20 protein-coding genes are annotated in these 17444 nt (G+C 55.2%); all 20 read left to right on the top strand.

The features are described 5' to 3' along the window. Positions 1-5: 5 nt before the first annotated feature. A complete protein-coding gene (locus tag ACFE33_RS07035; RefSeq protein ID WP_380058430.1) occupies positions 6-983 on the top strand; it encodes an NAD(P)H-dependent flavin oxidoreductase in 978 nt (325 codons plus the stop codon). Then, positions 984-2930: an acetyl/propionyl/methylcrotonyl-CoA carboxylase subunit alpha gene (locus ACFE33_RS07040; RefSeq protein ID WP_380058432.1), complete on the top strand. Its 1947-nt coding sequence runs from the start codon at positions 984-986 to the stop codon at positions 2928-2930. After that, positions 2930-3589, top strand: coding sequence for a glutathione S-transferase family protein (locus ACFE33_RS07045; RefSeq protein WP_380058668.1), 660 nt, complete (start codon positions 2930-2932; stop codon positions 3587-3589). The genes ACFE33_RS07040 and ACFE33_RS07045 overlap by 1 nt, the downstream gene beginning before the upstream one ends. Continuing rightward, positions 3589-4455, top strand: coding sequence for a hydroxymethylglutaryl-CoA lyase (locus tag ACFE33_RS07050; RefSeq protein WP_380058434.1), 867 nt, complete (start codon positions 3589-3591; stop codon positions 4453-4455). Before ACFE33_RS07045 ends, ACFE33_RS07050 begins: the two co-directional genes overlap by 1 nt. Further along, positions 4448-5230, top strand: coding sequence for a crotonase/enoyl-CoA hydratase family protein (locus ACFE33_RS07055; RefSeq protein ID WP_380058436.1), 783 nt, complete (start codon positions 4448-4450; stop codon positions 5228-5230). Before ACFE33_RS07050 ends, ACFE33_RS07055 begins: the two co-directional genes overlap by 8 nt. 200 nt (positions 5231-5430) lie before the next feature. Continuing rightward, a complete protein-coding gene (locus ACFE33_RS07060; RefSeq protein ID WP_380058438.1) occupies positions 5431-5796 on the top strand; it encodes an NADH-quinone oxidoreductase subunit A in 366 nt (121 codons plus the stop codon). Continuing rightward, on the top strand, positions 5787-6320 hold the full coding sequence (locus tag ACFE33_RS07065; protein ID WP_380058439.1) for a NuoB/complex I 20 kDa subunit family protein: 534 nt from the start codon (positions 5787-5789) through the stop codon (positions 6318-6320). Before ACFE33_RS07060 ends, ACFE33_RS07065 begins: the two co-directional genes overlap by 10 nt. 5 nt (positions 6321-6325) lie before the next feature. Then, on the top strand, positions 6326-6937 hold the full coding sequence (locus ACFE33_RS07070; protein ID WP_380058441.1) for an NADH-quinone oxidoreductase subunit C: 612 nt from the start codon (positions 6326-6328) through the stop codon (positions 6935-6937). Between the two features lies 1 nt (position 6938). After that, positions 6939-7838 (top strand): sulfotransferase, encoded by a 900-nt coding sequence (locus ACFE33_RS07075; RefSeq protein WP_380058443.1) that lies wholly within the window; start codon positions 6939-6941, stop codon positions 7836-7838. A gap of 3 nt (positions 7839-7841) precedes the next feature. Continuing rightward, on the top strand, positions 7842-9050 hold the full coding sequence (locus ACFE33_RS07080) for an NADH-quinone oxidoreductase subunit D (RefSeq protein WP_380058445.1): 1209 nt from the start codon (positions 7842-7844) through the stop codon (positions 9048-9050). Beyond that, on the top strand, positions 9050-10111 hold the full coding sequence (nuoE, locus tag ACFE33_RS07085) for an NADH-quinone oxidoreductase subunit NuoE (protein ID WP_380058447.1): 1062 nt from the start codon (positions 9050-9052) through the stop codon (positions 10109-10111). The genes ACFE33_RS07080 and nuoE overlap by 1 nt, the downstream gene beginning before the upstream one ends. Before the next feature lie 167 nt (positions 10112-10278). After that, positions 10279-10974, top strand: coding sequence for an NADH:quinone oxidoreductase (locus ACFE33_RS07090; protein ID WP_380058449.1), 696 nt, complete (start codon positions 10279-10281; stop codon positions 10972-10974). An 11-nt stretch (positions 10975-10985) separates the two neighbouring features. Next, positions 10986-11198 carry a DUF5337 domain-containing protein gene (locus ACFE33_RS07095; protein WP_380058451.1) on the top strand — a complete coding sequence of 71 codons (213 nt, stop codon included), beginning with the start codon at positions 10986-10988 and terminating at the stop codon, positions 11196-11198. Between the two features lie 39 nt (positions 11199-11237). Continuing rightward, positions 11238-12533 carry an NADH-quinone oxidoreductase subunit NuoF gene (gene nuoF, locus ACFE33_RS07100; RefSeq protein WP_380058453.1) on the top strand — a complete coding sequence of 432 codons (1296 nt, stop codon included), beginning with the start codon at positions 11238-11240 and terminating at the stop codon, positions 12531-12533. A gap of 5 nt (positions 12534-12538) precedes the next feature. Then, the gene (gene nuoG / locus ACFE33_RS07105) at positions 12539-14557 is read left to right on the top strand and encodes an NADH-quinone oxidoreductase subunit NuoG (RefSeq protein ID WP_380058454.1); all 2019 of its coding nucleotides are present in this window, start codon (positions 12539-12541) and stop codon (positions 14555-14557) included. Further along, complete coding sequence (locus tag ACFE33_RS07110) at positions 14558-14833, top strand: hypothetical protein (RefSeq protein ID WP_380058456.1); 276 nt, start codon at positions 14558-14560, stop codon at positions 14831-14833. After that, entirely contained in the window at positions 14826-15863 is a 1038-nt protein-coding gene (nuoH, locus tag ACFE33_RS07115) for an NADH-quinone oxidoreductase subunit NuoH (RefSeq protein ID WP_380058458.1), read from the top strand. Before ACFE33_RS07110 ends, nuoH begins: the two co-directional genes overlap by 8 nt. A gap of 4 nt (positions 15864-15867) precedes the next feature. Continuing rightward, positions 15868-16359 (top strand): NADH-quinone oxidoreductase subunit NuoI, encoded by a 492-nt coding sequence (gene nuoI / locus ACFE33_RS07120; protein ID WP_380058460.1) that lies wholly within the window; start codon positions 15868-15870, stop codon positions 16357-16359. 68 nt (positions 16360-16427) lie between these two features. Then, positions 16428-17045, top strand: a complete 618-nt coding sequence (locus ACFE33_RS07125; RefSeq protein WP_380058462.1) for an NADH-quinone oxidoreductase subunit J — start codon at positions 16428-16430, stop codon at positions 17043-17045. Positions 17046-17135: 90 nt separating this feature from the next. Further along, entirely contained in the window at positions 17136-17441 is a 306-nt protein-coding gene (gene nuoK, locus ACFE33_RS07130; protein WP_039000533.1) for an NADH-quinone oxidoreductase subunit NuoK, read from the top strand. Positions 17442-17444 lie beyond the last annotated feature (3 nt).

Here is a 17444-nt window from a genome sequence, read left to right on the forward strand (position 1 = left end):
ATCCAATGCAAATTGCAACACGACTGACCCGAAAATTTAATCTCTCGACGCCGATCATCGGAGCGCCGATGGCCTTCGCCGCAGGAGGTAAGCTCGCAGGGGCCATTACCCGCGCGGGTGGGCTCGGAATGATCGGCGGCGCATATGGTGATCCGGACTGGCTACGAGAGGAGTTGCGTGCGGCCGATGGTGCTCGCGTCGGTGTGGGCTTTATTACATGGAAACTTGCGAAAAACCCTGAGGTTCTCGGGCAGGCGCTAGATGCGAAACCGGCTGCGATATTCCTATCTTTTGGTGACGTTGCGCCGTTTGCACAGGAAATACACGCGGCGAAGGTACCGCTTATTGCTCAGGTGCAAACCCTCAAGGATGCCAATGCCGCAGCAGACGCAGGCGCGGATGTTATTGTGGCTCAGGGGGCCGAAGCAGGTGGCCATGGTGAAAGCCGCGCAACCATGACGCTGGTTCCCGAAGTGGCGGATTGGCTGGCAAAAAAATCGCCCGATACGTTGCTGGTTGCCGCGGGCGGAGTTGCAGACGGACGCGGACTCGCAGCGGTGCTTATGTTAGGAGCGGAAGGGGCCGTAATGGGCTCGCGGCTCTGGGCAAGTGATGAGGCCCTGGTGCACCCGAACATGCATCGCGCAGCCCTTGCTGCGACGGGTGATGATACGATCCGTTCAAGCGTTATGGACATAGCGCGCAAGCTCGACTGGCCCGCGCGATATACTGCGAGTGTATTGAAAAACGCGTTTACCGAGCGCTGGCACGACGACATCGCAGGCTTGCTTACTCAAGCCGAAGAGCAATCACAAAAATGGCGAGAGGCGTGGGCTGCGGGCGACACTAGAGTGGCCAATACATTTGTTGGTCAAGCGACGGGCATCCTAAACGACATACGCCCCGCAGCAGAGATCATCGCGACAATTTCTCAAGAAGCAGAAACCCTTTTGGCGCAAGCGCCCAACCTGTTGGAGGCCTGAATGTTTGGCAGAATCCTAATTGCAAATCGCGGTGAAATCGCCTGTCGTGTGATGGATACCGCGCGCAAACTGGGTGTCTCGACCGTTGCTGTTTATTCCGATGCCGATGCAAACGCGCGTCATGTCGCGCTGGCGGATCAGGCGGTGCATATCGGTGGCTCCGCCCCTTCAGAGAGCTACTTGCGCGCCAACGTGATTATTCAGGCCGCTCTTGATACAGGGGCTGAGGCCATCCACCCCGGTTATGGTTTCCTGTCGGAAAATCCCGATTTTGTTGAGGCCGTCGAGGCCGCAGGGCTGGTCTTTATTGGCCCCTCCGCCAAAGCAATTCGCGCGATGGGTCTGAAGGATGCCGCCAAAGCTTTGATGGAAGAAGCGGGAGTTCCGGTTGTTCCAGGATATCACGGCAACAATCAGGATGCCGCGTTCTTGGCCAAGGAGGCCGCCGCCATCGGCTGGCCCGTATTGATCAAAGCGGTCGCCGGCGGCGGGGGCAAAGGTATGCGCCTTGTTGAAACGTCCGAGGGTTTTTCCTCCGCATTGGATGCCGCACGGAGCGAGGCGTTAGCGGCCTTTGGAAATGGCGATGTCCTGCTTGAGAAATATGTCACGGCGCCGCGCCATATCGAGGTTCAGGTTTTTGGGGACGGAACCGATGCGGTTCATCTGTTTGAGCGCGATTGTTCGCTTCAGCGACGTCATCAGAAGGTCATCGAAGAGGCTCCTGCACCAGGAATGACAGAGGAGGTTCGCTCTGCGATGGGGGCCGCGGCCGTGCGTGCGGCCAAGGCGATCGGCTATGCGGGGGCGGGCACGATTGAATTCATAGTGGACGGTTCTGATGGGCTTCGAAGCGACGGTTTCTGGTTCATGGAAATGAACACCCGCCTACAGGTTGAGCACCCAGTGACCGAGGCGATTACGGGCGTAGACTTGGTAGAATGGCAGCTGCGCGTTGCAGCAGGCGAAAGCCTACCGGCCGCGCAAGAGGACCTGTCGATCCAAGGACATTCCTTTGAGGCGCGGCTTTATGCCGAGGATGTACCCGCTGGTTTCTTGCCAGCAACGGGCAGGCTTACACATCTGGAGTTCCCGGCATTTGCCCGCGCAGATACGGGTGTTCGGGCGGGTGATGAGATTTCGCCTTGGTACGATCCGATGATCGCCAAGCTGACGACGCACGGTCCAACGCGCGCAACCGCTTTGGCCAAACTGGCACGCGCGTTGTCGCAAACCGAGGTTGCGGGCTCTGTGACCAACCTTGCGTTCCTCAAGGCGCTCACTCGACACGCAGGTTTCAAGCAGGGGGAGGTCGATACGGGCCTGATCGGGCGAGACCTCGAGAGCCTCGCGGTTGATCCAGTTGCCTGCACGAGAACCCGCGCGCTTGCGGCGATCGGGTTTGCGGGGTTGGCAGATGATGATGGCGCAGAGCTCGGGTTTACGCTTTGGGAACCTGTGGCCCAAAATGTTACTTTCGCCTATCGGGACGAGCACCAGCGCGCCCGCATCACGACACTCGCGGCACATAATTTTGAAGTGGAAATCGCCGAGGTCAAGCACCACGTAGAGCGCCGCGATGGAATTTGGTGGATCGACGGCAATAAAACGAACGCCAAGATTGTGCGCCATGGCGAAACCCTCAGTGTGTTTTTTGGCAATTGCTATGGCTTCTCGGCTGTGGACCCTTTGGAGCGGGGCAATACCGATGGTCCGGCTGGGAATCTGGTCCTCGCGCCGATGCCGGGCGTGGTGAAAGGCATATTTGCGTCGCAAGGAGATGAAGTGAAGCAGGGAGACCGGCTAGCAATTCTGGAAGCGATGAAGATGGAGCACTCGCTTCTGGCGGCTCGTGACGGCACGATTGCGGAAATCCTTGTGAATGAAGGAGAGCAAGTCGTTGCGGGTGCGCCGCTAGTTGCCTTGGTAGAAGAAGACGTTGCATGATCATTCGCCTTCATCATGCGCATCAGACGCGCTCAATGCGAAGCCTTTGGATGCTTCATGAGTTGGGCGTTGAGTTCGAAGTGGTCGAACACGCATTTGGCAAGAACCTGCGCTCGGAAGATTATCTGGCGCTCAATCCTGCGGGGCGCGTTCCCGCGCTTGAGATAGACGGCAAAGTGTTGTTCGAAACGGGCGCAATCACAGAATACCTTTGCGATTTGTATCCGCGATCAGGTTTGGGCAGGGCCGCAGGGCACCCCGAGCGCGCGGATTGGCTTGTTTGGTTGCATTTCTCTGAGACAATCAGCCAGCACTCCGCAGCACTTACGCAGCAGCATATTGCGCTCTACGAAGACCATATGCGCAGTCGCATCGTAATGAAGCTAGAGGCCGCGCGGCTTGGTAAGTGTTATGCGGCGCTAGAGCAGAGATTGCAGGGGCGCGACTATATTCTGGATGGCGGTTTCAGTGCGGCGGACGTCTCGGTGGGGCAGGCGCTCTATATGGCGCTTCATTTTCGACGTGCGGATGAGTTTCCTGCCCTAAGCGAATGGTACGGGCGGATTACGCAGCGCGAAGCGTTTCAGAAAAGTCTTCCCACGAAAGGCGCGGTGCGATTGTATGAAAAGGCATTCTATCCTGTGCCGGAGGAAGCGTGATGGCGAATGTCGAGATATTTGAGGTTGGCCCAAGAGACGGCCTTCAGAACGAAACGGCCCCTATTTCGACAACCGACAAGATCGCGTTGGTCGATAGTTTGAGCGAGGTCGGATTCCGTCGCATTGAGGTCGCGAGCTTTGTGAGTCCGAAGTGGGTCCCGCAAATGGCCGACTCGGCGGAGGTTATGGAAGGGATTAATCGCAGAGACGGTATTTCATATGCCGCACTGACGCCAAACCTGCGCGGATATGAGAGAGCGGTTGCCGCACACGCCGATGAGATCGCGATATTCGCGAGCGCAAGCGAAGGGTTTTCGCAGGCGAACATTAACTGTTCGATCGCAGAGAGCCTTGCGCGGTTCGGTCCTGTCGTGGAAGCGGCGCGCGGCGCGAACATTCCGGTGCGCGGGTATGTTTCTTGTGTGGTGGAGTGCCCCTATGATGGCGCGACCGCGCCTGCGTCCGTTGCGCGCGTTGTCGCACAACTCATGGCGATGGGATGTTATGAGGTTTCATTGGGCGATACCATCGGACGAGGTACCCCAGAGGCCGTTGATGCGATGTTGTCGGCGGTGCTTGAGATCGCCGATGCGCCCCATTTGGCGGGGCATTACCATGACACGTCAGGGCGCGCGCTCGAGAATGTGACGGTTTCGCTTGAGCACGGTTTGCGCGTTTTTGATAGCGCTGTCGGTGGGTTAGGGGGCTGTCCTTATGCGCCAGGTGCTGCGGGGAATGTCGCGACAGAAGCGCTTGCGCGGCATTTGCTGGCTCTTGGTTTTGAGACTGGGCTTGATCTGGAGTTGTTAGACAAGGCCGCAGAAATGGCGAGATCAATGCGCGCTAGGAGTGATCAGAATGTTTGAAACCCTTACGATAAGCTCCGACGATCGTGGCGTCGCTACTCTTACGTTAAACCGCCCAGAGAAGCATAACGCGTTATCGGCACAGATGATCGGAGAAGTCACGCGCGCGGCCAAGCAGTTTGGCGAGGATGGCTCGGTTCGTGCGGTGGTTATTACAGGCGCGGGGCGGAGTTTTTGTGCCGGTGCTGATCTGGGGTGGATGCAGGCGCAGATCGAAGCCGACGGTCCGACCCGCCGTCGCGAAGCGACGAAACTTGCGCATATGCTACAGGCGCTCAACACAATGCCCAAGCCACTGATTGGGCGCGTGAACGGGAATGCATTGGGCGGCGGTATCGGGATGGCCTGCGTTTGCGATATAGCAATTGGCGCGGAGGGCGCGAAGTTCGGCCTGACGGAAACCAAGCTTGGACTGATCCCCGCGACAATCGGGCCTTATGTCCTTGCGAGGATGGGCGAGGCCATGGCGCGGCGGGTCTTTATGAATGCGCGGATATTTGATGGCAAAGAGGCGGCGGACCTCGGTATTTTGTCGCGCGCGGTTACGGCCGAGGATCTGGACGAACAAGTCGAAGCCGAAGTCGCCCCATATCTGGCCTGCGCACCGGTTGCAGTCGCATCGGCCAAGGCCCTTGCACGCCAGTTAGGGCCCCGTATTGACGACACGGTAATTGAGGCAAGTATTGATGCGTTGATCGCCTGTTGGGAAGGCGCAGAGGCCCGCGAAGGGATCGCTGCATTCTTTGAAAAACGTAAGGCGCCTTGGGTGAGTTAGTCCCCTCTGGTGCGGGCTTCCCCATAGGAATAATCTAAATCCATATAAAAATACTCAGGATTAAGGCGGTGAAATTCCGACAAATAAACCCGAAAAACAGGGGCAAAGAGTCGGCTCGCTTGGTTGACCAAGGCACGACGCAAGAGTAAACCACCACAAGCTAACAGGCATGCGTGTCAACGCGTTCAAAGGAGCCAATTGTGGAAGAGCTGCTGAAAGAATACCTCCCTATCCTTGTTTTCTTGGCGATTGCCGTTGGGTTGGGGATTGTTTTGATTCTCGCCGCTGTGATCCTTGCGGTAAGGAATCCGGACCCCGAAAAAGTAAGTGCGTATGAATGCGGCTTTAATGCCTTTGATGATGCGCGGATGAAATTCGATGTTCGGTTCTATCTTGTGGCGATTCTGTTCATCATCTTTGACCTCGAAATTGCGTTCCTTTTCCCTTGGGCTGTTGCCTTTAAGGATGTGGGACTTGTCGGGTTCTGGTCGATGATGGTGTTCCTTGCGGTTCTGACCATTGGCTTTGCCTACGAATGGAAGAAGGGGGCGCTGGAATGGGCCTAAGCACATCACAAAACACGGCGGGCGTTGACAAGGATGTCGCGACCGCTGCGCTAAACGCAGAGCTTCAGGATAAGGGCTTCTTGCTCACATCCTCCGAAGACATCATCAACTGGGCGCGGACAGGTTCGCTTCACTGGATGACATTCGGATTGGCCTGTTGTGCGGTTGAGATGATGCACACTGCGATGCCACGCTACGACGTGGAACGCTATGGTTTCGCGCCGCGCGCCTCTCCGCGCCAGTCGGACGTTATGATCGTTGCGGGGACACTGACCAACAAAATGGCGCCTGCGCTGCGCAAGGTTTACGACCAAATGCCAGAGCCGCGTTATGTGATCTCGATGGGGTCCTGTGCGAACGGTGGCGGTTACTATCACTATTCCTATTCCGTGGTGCGTGGCTGTGACCGTATTGTTCCCGTGGATATTTATGTTCCGGGCTGCCCGCCATCGGCCGAGGCGCTGCTCTATGGTATCCTTCAGCTTCAACGTAAAATTCGCCGCACCGGCACGATTGTAAGGTAGGTCAAATGACAGAAGCCCTGAATGAACTTGGTGCGTTGATCGAGCTTAAGCGTCCCGATTGTGTTATCTCGTATGCTGTCGAGAATGACGAGCTTACCGTTAATGTCGCGCCGTCATCGCTTGTTGGATTGATCGAGTTTCTCAAGACCGATCGCAACTGTCGTTTTACGACGCTTATTGACGTAACTGCCGTTGATTATCCTAGCCGCGAAAAGCGGTTCGATATGGTTTATCACCTGCTTTCGATGTACCAGAACCACCGTATTCGCCTGCGCGTTATGGTCCGCGAGGATGAGATGGTTCCCTCCATCGTTCCCGTTTACCCCGCCGCGAACTGGTTTGAGCGCGAAGTGTACGACATGTACGGCATCCTGTTTTCGGGGCACCCAGATTTGCGCCGTATCCTTACGGACTATGGCTTCCGTGGGCACCCGCTGCGCAAGGATTTCCCGACAACTGGTTATACCGAAGTGCGTTACGACGAAGTTGAAAAGCGCGTTGTGTACGAGCCGGTCAAGCTGGTTCAGGAATATCGTCAGTTCGATTTCATGTCTCCTTGGGAAGGTGCGGAATACATCCTTCCGGGGGATGACAAAGCAGACGGGGCGAAGGGCTAGTATGTCTCACGAGGCGACACATCTGATGGGTGTTGGAGCGACCAAGGCGGGTACGTCTTGGCTGCACGACTACCTTGTGTCGCATCCCGAAGTCGCGAACCCACCACGTAAAGAGCTGCATTATTTTGATAGCCTTTCGGGCGAAGTACCGCCGTTCTCGCTCGCCAAGATGCGCCGCACGGTGACCAAAGAAATCGCAGCACTCGAAAAACGCAAAGAGACCGTTGGTCCGCACAAGCTGCGGCCCATTGAGCGCCGTATTGAACGCCTGCAGAAACTGTTGGATATCTACGCGGATGACACCCGTGAAGGTGCCGCCTATTCGGATTATCTGAACAGCGAGATAGAGTGTAGCGGAGCCAAGGTCACGACGGATATCACGCCCTCATATGGGTTGTTGTCGGGCGAATGGATCAAGCGTCTTGCTTCGATTATGCCCGTTACACGGTTTGTATATATCCTGCGTGATCCTGTGGACCGCCTTTGGTCCAACATTCGCATGGACGCGGGAAACCGTGCGCCGCGCGGTGTAGGGCTCTCGGAGTATTGCTTTGGCATGGTCGATGCGATTGTTGCCAGCGATGGCCACGAAATGCTCCCGCGCAGCAACTATGCTTCGACGCTTGAAAAGCTAGAAAACCACGTCCCAGAGCAAAGCCGTTGGACTATGTTCTTCGAGAATATGTTCTCGCAGAATACAATGGACGCATTCTGTGCGTTTCTGGGGATTTCCAAACATCCTGCGAAGGTGGATAAGCCCTCGTATACGGGTGTTTCGCTGAAACTTGATGATGCACGGCGCACGGCCCTTTCGAGGGTTCTCGCGCCGCAATACGCTGCCGTACAAGCGCGCTTCGGGGCTCTTCCCGACCGCTGGCAGCAGAATATGACGAAGGTGTAAGATATGGACGGAAATTTCGAAGACGCGCTTACGGGCGAACAGAAAATCCGCAACTTCAACATCAACTTTGGGCCACAGCACCCTGCGGCTCACGGCGTGTTGCGTCTTGTTCTTGAACTTGACGGCGAGATTGTAGAGCGTTGCGATCCGCATATCGGATTGCTGCACCGTGGCACCGAAAAGCTGATGGAGAGCCGCACTTACCTTCAAAATTTGCCATACTTTGATCGTTTGGATTATGTGGCTCCGATGAATCAGGAGCACGCTTGGTGCTTGGCCATCGAGAAGCTGACAGGCACGGTTGTGCCGCGCCGCGCCAGCCTCATTCGTGTGCTGTACTCCGAGATTGGCCGCATCCTGAACCACCTGCTGAACGTGACAACACAGGCGATGGACGTTGGTGCGCTGACGCCGCCACTTTGGGGGTTTGAAGAGCGTGAAAAACTCATGGTGTTCTATGAGCGCGCCTGTGGCGCCCGTCTTCACGCGGCCTATTTCCGTCCCGGTGGTGTGCATCAGGATCTGCCGCCAGATCTCATTGAGGATATCGACGCTTGGGCCGATGTGTTCCCGAATGTGCTTGAGGATATCGATGGTCTGTTGACTGAAAACCGTATCTTTAAGCAACGCAACGTGGATATCGGCGTTGTGAGCGAGCAGGATATTCTGGACTGGGGTTTCTCTGGCGTGATGGTACGCGGCTCTGGCCTTGCGTGGGATCTGCGCCGCAGCCAGCCTTACGAATGCTATGATGAATTTGATTTCGACATCCCAGTAGGGACCAAGGGCGATTGCTATGATCGTTACCTTGTTCGTATGCAGGAAATGCGCGAAAGCCTCAAAATCATCAAGCAAGCCTGTGAGAAATTGCGGAATGAACCGGGCGATGTGCTTGCCCGTGGTAAGCTTACACCACCAAAGCGCGGTGACATGAAAACCTCAATGGAGGCGCTTATTCACCACTTCAAACTCTACACCGAAGGGTTCCACGTACCTGCTGGCGAAGTATACGCCGCGGTTGAGGCTCCTAAAGGTGAGTTTGGCGTATTCCTTGTTTCGGATGGTAGCAACAAGCCATACCGCAGCAAAATCCGCGCTCCGGGGTTCTTGCACCTTCAAGCTATGGACTATGTGGCCGGTGGCCACCAACTGGCCGATGTGGCCGCTATTATCGGCACGATGGACGTCGTGTTCGGGGAGATCGACCGCTAATGCTACGCCGTCTACACAAAATCCAACCCGAAAGCTTTGCTTTCACGCCTGAAAACCAAGCGTGGGCAGAAGCACAGATGACCAAATTCCCTGAGGGACGTCAGGCATCCGCGATTATTCCAATTCTGTGGCGTGCGCAGGAGCAAGAGGGCTGGCTTACGCGCCCGGCGATTGAGTATGTCGCTGATATGCTGGGAATGGCCTATATCCGTGCGCTCGAAGTGGCTTCGTTTTACTTCATGTTCCAGCTGCAACCTGTTGGTTCTGTTGCGCATATCCAGATTTGCGGAACAACGTCCTGCATGATCTGCGGTGCCGAGGATTTGGTCGGCGTCTGTAAGGAATTGATCAACGAGAAGCCACACGCGCTTTCCGAAGACGGTAAGTTTTCGTGGGAAGAGGTCGAGTGCCTTGGCGCTTGTGCGAACGCACCGATGGCGCAAATTGGTAAGGACTACTACGAGGACCTGACTGCGGATAAATTCCGTGCGCTGATGGAAAAAATGGCGAAAGGGGAAGTCCCAACTCCGGGTCCGCAAAACGGCCGCTATGCAGCAGAGCCATTGTCAGGCCTGACCAGCCTTTCCGAATACGAGAGCGGCAAGACTCAATACAATGCGAGCGTTCAGCTTGCGGCAGATATCGGCGATACCATCAAGCGTATCGATGGAACCGAAGTACCGTTGCTGACACCATGGCTTGGCAAGAGCAAGGCGTCTCCCAAGAAGGCGGCAGCGCCCAAAGCAGCAGCTAAGAAAGAAGTCCCAGAAGCGCCACAGGCCGAAGTTGCCGAGAAAAAGCCGCGCACGATGAAGGCGGCACGCAAGGCTGGGCCTGATGACTTGAAACTCCTCAAAGGTGTTGGCCCAAAGCTTGAGCAGACGCTGAACGAGCTGGGATTCTATCATTATGATCAGATCGCCAAATGGACCGAAGCAGAAGTGGCTTGGGTTGATACACGCCTGAAATTCAAGGGCCGTATCGAGCGTGATGGATGGATTGAACAAGCCAAAATCCTCTCTGAGGGTGGCGAAACCGAATTTTCTAAGAAATCTAAATAGGGCGGCAGAATACAGAACATAAAATACACAAGCCACCCGCATTAAGAGAATAAGAATGACGATCGAAACCACATACATCACGGCCCGTGACATTGCCTCGTTTGGCAATGCGGGAGAGCTGTGTGCGGTGATGATCCGTCCAACTATATGCTCTAGGGGAGTAATTTATGTCTAAGACCACTCAGAATGATTTGTTTTCATGCCAGAATATTTGCTGGATGATTGGCGTTGTTCTTGGTTTCGCTGCTTTTGTTCTGGCGTATTCCGGCTTCGGTTGGGGCGCGCTGATTTCAATGGTTGTGGGGCTGGTTGTATTCGGCGTTGCGGGTTCGTTACTCGGTAAACAAGTTTGTTCGGATGTTCAGGAGGAAAGCGCTGCACCACAAGCACCGGTTGCCGAAACTCCGAAGGCCGCCTCTGCAAGCGATGTAAAAGCAGAGCCTGCGCCCAAACCAGCAGAAGCGCCAAAAGCAGATCCTGTGGTAAAGCCGACATTGGACGAAGATGACGCAAAAGTCGCAGCAAGCACTGTTGATGTGAAAGTCGACAGCAAGCCTGCAGTGAGCGAGCCAGCGTCCGAGGCGTCAGATGAGAAAAAGCCTCGTACGATGAAAGCACCGCGTAAAGCGGGCGCAGATGACTTGAAGAAGCTCAAGGGCGTTGGCCCCAAGCTTGAGCAGACGTTGAATGAACTTGGGTTCTTCCATTATGACCAGATCGCGAAATGGACCAGCGGAGAGATCGCTTGGGTTGACGCGCGGTTGCGGTTCAAAGGGCGCATCGAACGCGATGGATGGATCGAGCAGGCCAAAATCCTTGCCGAAGGCGGGGAAACAGAATTCTCGAAGCGCGGTAAGGCGTAGGGGATGACAAGATGAGCCAAGATCGGGAAAAATCTTCTGCGAAGGGGCGCCAATTGGCGCTTGTGATCGCGGGTTCAGGGATTTTCTGGGTATTGGGACAGGCGTTGGGAACGCAGTTGGAATGGACGCAAAGAACGCGTCTGCTGATTGATCTCATCGCGATGGCAGGGTTCTTTTGGAGCCTTGTTGTAGGATTTCAAATTTGGCGTGCGCGCCAAGGGTAATAACGGCCGCGACTTGGCGGCAGATGAAGGATGATGCGGATGCTCAAGGATCAAGATCGGATCTTTACCAACCTATACGGCATGCACGATCGCACGCTTGCGGGCGCGAAATCGCGCGGGCACTGGGACGGTACGGCGGGTATCATTAAGAAGGGTCGTGACTGGATCATCAACGAAGCCAAGGCCTCTGGTCTTCGCGGTCGTGGTGGCGCTGGTTTCCCGACCGGTCTGAAATGGTCCTTCATGCCCAAGGAAAGCGATGGCCGCCCAGCGTATTTGGTCATCAACGCCGACGAGTCCGAGCCAGGTACCTGTAAGGACCGCGAAATCATGCGCCACGATCCGCATACCTTGATCGAAGGGGCACTGCTCGCCTCCTTCGCGATGGGTGCGCACGCGTGTTACATCTATATCCGTGGTGAGTTTATCCGCGAGCGCGAGGCGCTTCAAAACGCGATTGACGAATGTTACGACGCGGGGCTGCTGGGTAAGAACGCTGCGAAATCAGGTTGGGATTTCGATCTCTATCTCGCGCACGGCGCGGGCGCTTATATCTGTGGTGAAGAGACAGCATTGCTCGAAAGCCTTGAGGGCAAAAAAGGTATGCCTCGCATGAAGCCGCCATTCCCCGCAGGGGCGGGGCTTTATGGCTGTCCAACAACTGTGAACAACGTTGAATCCATTGCGGTTATTCCGACGATCCTTCGTCGTGGTGCCGACTGGTTTAGCTCTATGGGTCGCCCGAACAACGCGGGAACCAAGCTTTTCGGTATCTCTGGCCACGTTATGTCGCCCTGTGTCGTCGAAGAAGAAATGTCGATCCCGCTGCGCGAATTGCTTGAGAAGCATTGCGGCGGTGTTCGCGGTGGTTGGGATAACCTCAAGGCGGTTATTCCGGGTGGTTCTTCGGTTCCGCTCTTGCCCAAGGATATCGCGGACGAAGCGATTATGGATTTTGACTGGTTGCGTGAACAGCGTTCGGGGCTTGGGACTGCGGCGGTGATCGTGATGGATCAATCGACCGATGTAATCAAAGCGATCTGGCGTCTTAGCAAATTCTACAAGCACGAAAGCTGTGGCCAATGTACGCCATGCCGTGAAGGTACAGGTTGGATGATGCGTGTTATGGATCGTTTGGTGTCGGGCGAGGCAGAAGTCGAAGAAATCGACATGCTTCTTGACGTAACCAAGCAGGTTGAGGGGCACACGATTTGTGCGCTCGGCGATGCGGCCGCGTGGCCAATCCAAGGGCTTGTTCGTCATTTCCGCAATGAAATCGAAGACCGCATCAAGCATAAGAAAACCGGCCGCGTCAGCGCCGTAGCGGCGGAGTAAAGAGCATGACTGACCTACGCAAAATTATCATCGACGACACCGAAGTTGAGGTCGATCCCGCGATGACCCTCATTCAGGCCTGTGAGCAGGTCGGCGTGGAAATTCCGCGTTTCTGTTACCACGAGCGCCTGACGATTGCGGGTAACTGCCGTATGTGTCTTGTTGAAGTTGTGGGTGGACCGCCCAAGCCGACGGCCTCTTGTGCGATGCAGGTTCGCGACTTGCGCCCTGGTCCCGAAGGGCAGCCACCAGTTGTGAAAACCAATTCGCCAATGGTCAAAAAGGCCCGCGAAGGTGTGATGGAGTTCATGCTCATCAACCACCCGCTGGATTGCCCGATTTGCGACCAAGGCGGCGAGTGCGATCTTCAAGATCAGGCGATGGCCTACGGTATTTCCGAAAACCGCTTCAAAGAGCCAAAGCGCGCGGTTGATGACCTCGATCTTGGGCCGCTGGTATCGACCACAATGACGCGTTGTATTTCCTGCACACGCTGCGTGCGCTTCACGACCGAGGTCGCGGGTATTTCGCAGATGGGTCAAACCGGCCGTGGCGAAGATGCGGAAATTACAAGCTATTTGAATGAAACACTGGACAGCAACCTTCAAGGGAACATCATCGATTTGTGTCCGGTTGGTGCGCTGACATCCAAGCCATATGCGTTTACGGCGCGTCCTTGGGAATTGACCAAAACTGAAACCATCGACGTTATGGATGCGCTCGGAAGCAACATTCGCGTGGATACCAAAGGGCGCGAAGTGATGCGTATCCTTCCCCGTAACCACGATGGCGTGAATGAAGAGTGGATTTCCGACAAAACACGTTTCGTTTGGGACGGTCTACGCCGCCAGCGTCTTGATACGCCGTATATTCGTGAGAACGGCAAATTGCGCAAAGCGAGCTGGGGAGAGGCTCTGGCCGCTGCTGCTGCTGGCTTGAAAGGGAAGAAAGTCGCTGGCTTGGTCGGTGATCTTGCTCCGGTTGAGGCTGCATATGCTCTTAAGGGCGTTGTTGAGGCATTGGGTGGCCAGATCGAATGCCGCACCGATGGCGCAAAGCTTCCTGAGGGTAATCGCTCAGGTTATGTTGGGACGGCGAAGGTCGAAGATCTGGATACTGCCGATGCAATCATGTTGATCGGTACGAATCCTCGCGTTGAGGCACCTGTCCTTAATGCGCGTATCCGCAAGGCTTGGACTGCTGGTGCGAAAGTTGGCGTTGTTGGCGAAGCGGTTGATCTTACGTACGAATATTTCCATCTCGGCACGACACGTGACGATCTGGTTAAGTTGAACGAGGGTGACCATTCCGATGCGTTGTCCCGCAACTCCATCGTCGTAATCGGGCAAGGCGCGCTTCAAGAAGCTGACGGCGAAGCCGTCTTGAGCCAAGCGATGAAATTTGCCGAAGCTACCGAGAGCAAGTTTATGGTGCTGCATACTGCGGCGTCGCGCGTTGGCGCGATGGATGTGGGTGCCGTGACCGATGGTGGATTGACCGCAGCGCTTGATGGTGCCGAGGCGGTTTACAATCTGGGCGCTGACGAAGTAGAGATCGCCGATGGTGCGTTCGTTATCTATCAGGGGTCGCACGGCGATCGCGGCGCGCATCGTGCCGATGTGATCCTGCCATCCGCAGCTTATACTGAGGAAAGCGGTCTTTTCGTGAACACCGAAGGACGCCCCCAAGTTGCACAGCGCGCAGGGTTCGCACCCGGCGATGCCAAAGAAAACTGGGCGATTTTGCGTGCACTTTCTGCGGAATTGGGCGCGGTTCTTCCTTACGATAGTTTGGCAGCGCTCCGCACCGCTATGATCGCCGAAGTACCGCACCTTGGTGATGTTGATGTTGTTGCGGAGAATGTGTGGCAGCGGGTTCCACTGCGCAAGCCAGCCAAAGCAGATCTGCGCAATGCGGTGAAGGATTTCTATCTTTCCAACCCGATAGCCCGCGCAAGCCAACTTATGGCTGAGCTTTCCGCGAACGCAAAAGCGCGTTCCGAAACAGCGGTTGCGGCAGAGTAAATGAGCATCTGTTCCACATATCAATCTGTGTCATCCTCCATCCGTTTTGCGGATGAAGCGGTGTGCCGTGAGGTGTGGGGTGGACCGAACCACGCAGCGGCGCAAATCGCGGCGGACTGCACGACAAAAATTGTGAACGATATGGGTGGCAATTGCCGTAGGGATGCTGTTTACACCATCTCGAACGCGCGACCCGAAGGTCTGAGTGCGATGACGCAATATCGTAACGGGCTGCAAAGAAACTGGGATACCGACGGTGTGAGGATCTATGGCTGAATTTCTATCAACCCCTTTTGGGACCGCGCTGCTTATCATAGCGCAATGCCTTGGCGTGGTTGCTTTTGTGATGATTTCACTGTTGTTTCTGGTTTATGGCGACCGGAAAATCTGGGCGGCTGTTCAGATGCGTCGTGGCCCGAACGTTGTGGGGGCATGGGGCCTTTTGCAGTCGGTTGCCGATGCGTTGAAATATGTCGTCAAAGAGGTCGTTGTACCCGCAGGTGCGGACAAGACGGTTTTCTTCCTTGCTCCTCTAACAAGTTTCGTTCTGGCGATGTTGATGTGGGCGGTTATTCCGTTCAATGATGGCTGGGTTCTATCGGACATCAACGTTGCGATCCTGTTCATCTTTGCGATTTCTTCGCTTGAAGTTTATGGCGTGATTATGGGTGGTTGGGCGTCCAACTCCAAATACCCGTTCCTCGGAAGCCTTCGTTCTGCTGCGCAGATGATCTCTTATGAGGTTTCGCTTGGCTTGATCATTATCGGGATTATCATCTCGACAGGTTCGATGAACTTTGGCGATATCGTTCAGGCGCAATCTGGCGACCTTGGGTTGTTTAACTGGTATTGGTTGCCACACCTTCCTATGGTTTTCCTCTTCTTTATCAGCGCGTTGGCAGAAACCAACCGCCCGCCGTTCGACCTACCAGAGGCCGAATCCGAGCTAGTTGCGGGCTATCAGGTTGAGTATTCGGCGACTCCATTCCTGTTGTTCATGGCGGGTGAGTATATCGCGATCTTCCTGATGTGTGCGTTGATGTCGTTGTTGTTCTTTGGTGGCTGGTTGTCCCCAATTCCGGGCATTCCTGATGGTGTGCTTTGGATGGTCGGCAAAATGGCGTTCTTCTTCTTCCTCTTTGCGATGGTGAAGGCGATCACGCCCCGTTACCGCTATGACCAATTGATGCGTATCGGTTGGAAGGTTTTCCTTCCTATGTCGCTCGCTTGGGTCGTTATCGTTGCCTTCTTGGCGCAATTTGGAGCCTTTGGCGGGGCGTATGCTCGCTGGGCAATTGGGGGTTAAACCGATGGCTATGGATTATACCCGCGCGGTTAAATATTTCTTTCTGGCGGATTTCGCCAAAGGGATGGCGCTCGGACTTAAGTACTTCTTCGCTCCGAAATCGACGCTGAACTATCCTCACGAAAAAGGGCCGTTGAGCCCACGATTCCGTGGTGAGCACGTTTTGCGCCGCTATCCGAACGGCGAGGAACGCTGCATCGCCTGTAAGCTGTGCGAAGCGGTTTGCCCCGCGCAAGCGATCACCATCGACGCTGAACCGCGCGATGATGGAAGCCGCCGTACAACACGTTACGACATCGACATGACTAAGTGCATTTACTGTGGTTTCTGTCAGGAAGCTTGCCCAGTGGACGCCGTGGTAGAGGGGCCGAACTTTGAGTTCGCAACCGAAACCCGCGAAGAGCTTTTCTATAACAAAGAGAAGCTTCTTGCGAATGGCGAACGGTGGGAAGCCGAGATCGCTCGTAATTTGGAAATTGACGCGCCTTACCGCTAGGCCGAAGAAAACTCTGCCCGAACGGGCACAACAACGTCCCAAAAGGGGACAGGAAGAAGGACAGTAAAATGGGCATTGTTGATTTCGCCTTTTATGTCTTTGCCATAACCGCTGTCGCGGCAGGGCTGTTTGTGGTTGTGTCACGCAACCCTGTGCATTCGGTTCTATGGTTGATCCTCGCGTTTCTCTCTTCCGCAGGGCTCTTTGTGATCCTCGGTGCCGAGTTTGTCGCGATGCTCTTGATCATTGTCTACGTCGGGGCGGTGGCTGTGCTGTTCCTCTTTGTGGTCATGATGCTTGATGTCGATTTTGCCGAACTGCGGGGCGAAATGGCGAAGTTTGTGCCATTTGCGCTGTTGATTGCTGTGATCCTGTTGATGGAACTTGGCCTTGCGATTGGCGTTTGGAACGCCGCGGATACGGCTGTAGCTGCACGCGCTGCGGTAACTCCAAGCCCGAGCGAAGTGCATAACACCGCGGCGCTGGGTCAGTTGATCTATGACGATTACATCTACTTGTTCCAAGCTTCGGGGCTGATTTTGCTGGTTGCGATGATCGGTGCGATTGTTCTGACCATGCGTCATCGCCCTGATGTGAAACGTCAGAATGTATTGGAACAGATGCATCGCGATCCCGCAAAGGCCATGAATGTGGTCGACGTGAAACCGGGACAAGGCCTGAAATGAATTTATGGTTGATTGTCGGTGTTGCGATGATTGCTTTTGGATTGGCGATGCGTTGGCATCGCAAGAAGAACGAGAAAGACGGGGACTAATATGGTCGGACTTGAACATTATCTAGCGGTGGCGGCGGCGTTGTTCGTCATCGGTATCTTCGGGCTTTTCCTGAACCGCAAGAACGTCATCGTTATCTTGATGTCGATCGAGCTTATGCTTCTTGCGGTGAATATCAACTTCGTCGCTTTCTCTAGTTATCTGGGCGATCTGGTCGGACAGGTGTTTACGCTGTTTGTTCTGACGGTTGCCGCCGCAGAGGCCGCGATTGGCCTTGCAATCCTTGTCTGCTTCTTCCGCAACCGCGGCACGATCGCGGTCGAAGATGTCAACGTGATGAAGGGCTAGCGC

This window comes from Falsihalocynthiibacter sp. SS001, from assembly GCF_042445055.1.
Lineage (GTDB): Bacteria > Pseudomonadota > Alphaproteobacteria > Rhodobacterales > Rhodobacteraceae > Falsihalocynthiibacter.